Origin of the sequence: Streptomyces globisporus (genome assembly GCF_003501885.1) — a bacterium.
Lineage (GTDB): Bacteria > Actinomycetota > Actinomycetes > Streptomycetales > Streptomycetaceae > Streptomyces > Streptomyces globisporus_D.
Window position 1 is genome coordinate 1 of sequence record NZ_QWFA01000328.1, and the last position, 3,464, is coordinate 3,464.

Here is a 3,464-nt window from a genome sequence, read left to right on the forward strand (position 1 = left end):
CCGCCGGGAAGGCCTCCCCATGACACCGAAACCCGCGCCCACACCCGACCCGACCACCACACCCCCTCCCGTCCTCGCCCTCGACCGGCTCACCCGCAGGTACGGCACGCTCACCGCCGTCGACGACGTGAGCCTGCTCCTGCCGGCGGGGGCCCGGCACGCCGTCATCGGCCCCAACGGGGCGGGCAAGACCACCCTGCTCAACCTCATCGCGGGCACCGACCGGCCCGACCACGGCACGATCGCTCTCGACGGCGCCGACATCACCCGCAAGCCCACGGCGAAGCGGAGCCGTCTCGGTATCGCCCGAAGCTTCCAACAGCCTTCGGTGATCGCGGAGTTGTCGGTGCTGGACAATGTGGTGCTGGCGGGCTGGCCGCACCACCCCCAACGTCGCGGAGCATGGCGCAGACCCTCTCGCCACCGGCTGCACAAGGAGTCCGCGGGCCGCCATCTGGAGACGGTCGGCCTCGCGGACCTCGCCCACCGGCCGGCCTCCACGCTCTCGCACGGGCAGCGCCGCATGCTCGACCTCGCCGCCGCGCTGGCGGGCGGCCCCCGGCTGCTGCTCCTGGACGAGCCGGCGGCCGGGCTGACCGACGGCGACATCGGCCGGCTGCTCGGCATCATCGGCGCACTGCCGTCGAGCGTCGCGGTCGTCCTGGTCGAGCACCATGTCGAGGTGGTCGCCGAACTCGCCACATCCGTAACCGTGTTGGCGGCGGGGAAGGTACTGGTCGACGGACCGACCCGGGAGGTGCTGGCACATCCGGAGGTCCGGGAGGCGTACCACGGAACCGCCCTGTCGGCGGGCCCGGACGACGCCAGGGCCGAGGCGGTCCCGACCGTCTGCCCGTCTCCCACCGACGCGAGAGGATGACCGACGCCCGATGCTCGAACTCACCGGCCTGACCGCGGGCTACCACGGCGGCACCGTCCTCCACGGCCTCGACCTCTCGGTGCCCGCCGGCACGGTCCATGCCGTGGTCGGCCACAACGGCGCGGGCAAGACCACGCTCGTCCACACCGTCGCCGGGCTGATGCGGCCGGGCGCCGGAACCGTACGCCTGGACGGCCGGGACGTGACCGGGCAGCCGGCCCACCGGATCGCCCGGGCGGGGATCGGTCTCGTACCGCAGGGCCGCCGGGTGTTCGCCGGGCTCACGGTCGACGAGCACCTGCGGCTGTCCTACCGTCCGCCCCGCCGGGGCGACACCACCCGCCCCAGCGTGTGGACCCCCGCGCGGGTCCTGGAGCTGCTGCCCCGGCTGGGCGAGCGCCGGGGCAACCGGGGTACGGATCTGTCCGGCGGCGAACAGCAGATGCTGGCGCTGGCCCGCGCCCTGCTCGGCTCGCCGCGGGTGCTGCTGCTCGACGAGCCGACGGAGGGTCTCGCGCCCGTACTGGTGCGGCAGATCGACGCGTTGGTGACCACCCTGGCGGCCGAGGGCATCGCCGTCCTGCTGGTCTCCCCCAGCCCCGCCCAGGCTGTCGCGTGCGCCCGTACGCTCACGGTCCTCACCTCGGGGCGGATGACGCTGCGTCTGTCCGGGGAGGACGCCCGCGCCGACGCTACGGCGCTGCACGCGGCGCTGGAACTGACGGCGGCGGGAGCCTGAGGAGCACCTCCCCCTACCCGGCCTTCATGCTGTGCCCGCCGAATCCGCTGCGCCGGTCGGAGCCGCTGTTCTGTGCCTGCCACCACGCGTCGAACCCGGGCTGGTGCATGGCGGTCCAGTCGGGGGTGTTCTCGACCTGCGCGTCGCCCATCCGGCGGGCGAGCGCGACCATGGCGGCCCCGACGGTCCCGCGCCGTTCGTCGTAGCCCTCCAGGACCTCCTTCCAGCTCTCCCCCGCCACCCACGCGGCCTCCAGCGCCGTGGCGTCCTGGAGCGCCTTCACGCTGCCGCCGCCGATGTGCGGCCGGGCGACGCTGGCGGCATCGCCCACGAGCGCCAGGCGTCCCGAGGTGTAGTGCGGGACCTCCAGGTCGTAGATGGGCTGGATGAAGGTGGTCTCGGCGGGGGTGCGGAGCACGCGGGCCGCCCAGTACGGCGGGAAGGTGTCGGCGACCAGGGCGCGCAGGTGCGCGGTGAGTTCGGAGTTGAGGCGGCCGGGCGGCAGGGAGGTGGGGGTCCGCAGGTCCGGGTGGAGGCCGTCGGTCTGCGGGGGTGCGGTGTAGAGCACCCAGTTGAGCCGGTGCCCGCCGACGCCGTCCGGGATGCGGTAGATCATGCAATGGCCGCCGGGGAAGACGATGTTGTGCGCGTCGTTGCCGTCCGACGGAAGGTCGGCGACGTCCGGCGACGTGCCGCGCCAGCCGATGTATCCGGCGTACGTGGCGTCCGCGCCGGGGAACATGGCCTCACGGACGACGGAGCGGTATCCGTCGGCGCCGACCACGAGGTCGAAGTGCTCCTCGTGCCCGTCCGCCAGCCGCAGCGTCGCGCCGTCGGCGTCCGGTTCGACGGCGGTGACGACGGCCCCGGACCGGTAGGACACCCCGTCGGGCACCCGGCGTCGCAGTTCGCTCCACAACGAGCCCCAGCTGTAGGCCCGGAAGGGGAACGGCTGCTCGCCGACGACCCGCCCGTGGTCGGCCTCCCCGTCGCGCACGCTCCACACCCGCCGGGTCAGCGGCGCCCAGGGCATCTCCGGGGCCACGTAACCGGCTTCCCACAGCTCGTCGTACCGGTCGCTGTGGAGGGCGATTCCGACGCCTCTGTCGCGGAGCCGGTCATCGGCGCGCTCCAGTACGGTGACCCGCTCGGCCCCGCCGCGCGACGCGGCGAGAGCCGCCGCACACCCCGCTATGCTGCCGCCGACCACGGCGACGCTGCCTCCACGCATGACTGGCACTCCACTCACTCGGTGTTCCGGGTGTCGGCCGCGACACCGTTGTCGTGGCGTCGGCGCGACCGGCCGCAAATCGCCTTGTATCAGCGATTGTTGACCCGAAATCTGCGGTCAGGACCCGGGCTTGATCCTAGCGGCGCGCGCCCGCCGACCCAGGTCCTCGACAGCGCCGACACCACCGAGGAGCGCCGCCTCAGCCGCCCAGGGCCCACCTGGTCGCCGCGATCACAACAAGGATCAACGGTGGCGCCAGCCACCGGGGGCCCATCGCGCGCCGCACCGCAGGAGGGGCCGCGGTGATGACCAGGGCGATGGCGCTGACCACGATGGCGAGGAAGCAGAACAAGGTGATGGCGGCGTACGCGTCCTCGTCCCAGGTTCCCGACGGGCGGATGGTCAACGCCGAGTAGCAGAGGCCCCCCGCGAGCAGGTACAGGATCCCGAGGGGCACCGCCATGACCCGGCGGAGGCACCCGTCGTCGTCCTCGGCCGCGTGAGCGTCTTCCCTTCGCTCTGCCATCAGCACATCGCCTCTCGTGTTGCGGGCATCGTGGGCGTTCCCCGGGCAACGATCTCAGCCCTGCCGGCGAGCCCGTCCCCGCCTGCCC

Annotated in this window: 4 protein-coding genes; 2 read left to right on the forward strand and 2 right to left on the reverse strand. The window is 73.5% G+C overall.

The window, feature by feature from the left end; genetic code table 11:
* Window positions 1-19: 19 nt before the first annotated feature.
* Together D3105_RS32990 and D3105_RS32995 are read left to right on the forward strand one after the other, a co-directional pair.
* A complete protein-coding gene (locus tag D3105_RS32990) occupies window positions 20-880 on the forward strand; it encodes an ABC transporter ATP-binding protein (RefSeq protein WP_118906500.1) in 861 nt (286 codons plus the stop codon).
* A gap of 10 nt (window positions 881-890) precedes the next feature.
* The gene (locus D3105_RS32995) at window positions 891-1,619 is read left to right on the forward strand and encodes an ABC transporter ATP-binding protein (RefSeq protein ID WP_118906501.1); all 729 of its coding nucleotides are present in this window, start codon (window positions 891-893) and stop codon (window positions 1,617-1,619) included.
* A gap of 13 nt (window positions 1,620-1,632) precedes the next feature.
* On the opposite strand, the gene D3105_RS33000 is transcribed toward D3105_RS32995, so the two are convergent.
* Together D3105_RS33000 and D3105_RS33005 are read right to left on the reverse strand one after the other, a co-directional pair.
* Complete coding sequence (locus D3105_RS33000; protein WP_118906502.1) at window positions 1,633-2,850, reverse strand: FAD-dependent monooxygenase; 1,218 nt, start codon at window positions 2,848-2,850, stop codon at window positions 1,633-1,635.
* Window positions 2,851-3,049: 199 nt separating this feature from the next.
* Window positions 3,050-3,376, reverse strand: a complete 327-nt coding sequence (locus D3105_RS33005) for a hypothetical protein (RefSeq protein ID WP_118906503.1) — start codon at window positions 3,374-3,376, stop codon at window positions 3,050-3,052.
* Window positions 3,377-3,464: the final 88 nt, after the last annotated feature.

Bases quoted from the DNA above. Each gene is read 5' to 3' on its own strand.
- D3105_RS32990 (WP_118906500.1), top strand. From the start codon at position 20: ATGACACCGAAACCCGCGCCCACACCCGACCCGACCACCACACCCCCT.
- D3105_RS32995 (WP_118906501.1), top strand. From the start codon at position 891: ATGCTCGAACTCACCGGCCTGACCGCGGGCTACCACGGCGGCACCGTC.
- D3105_RS33000 (WP_118906502.1), bottom strand. From the start codon at position 2,850: ATGCGTGGAGGCAGCGTCGCCGTGGTCGGCGGCAGCATAGCGGGGTGT.
- D3105_RS33005 (WP_118906503.1), bottom strand. From the start codon at position 3,376: ATGGCAGAGCGAAGGGAAGACGCTCACGCGGCCGAGGACGACGACGGG.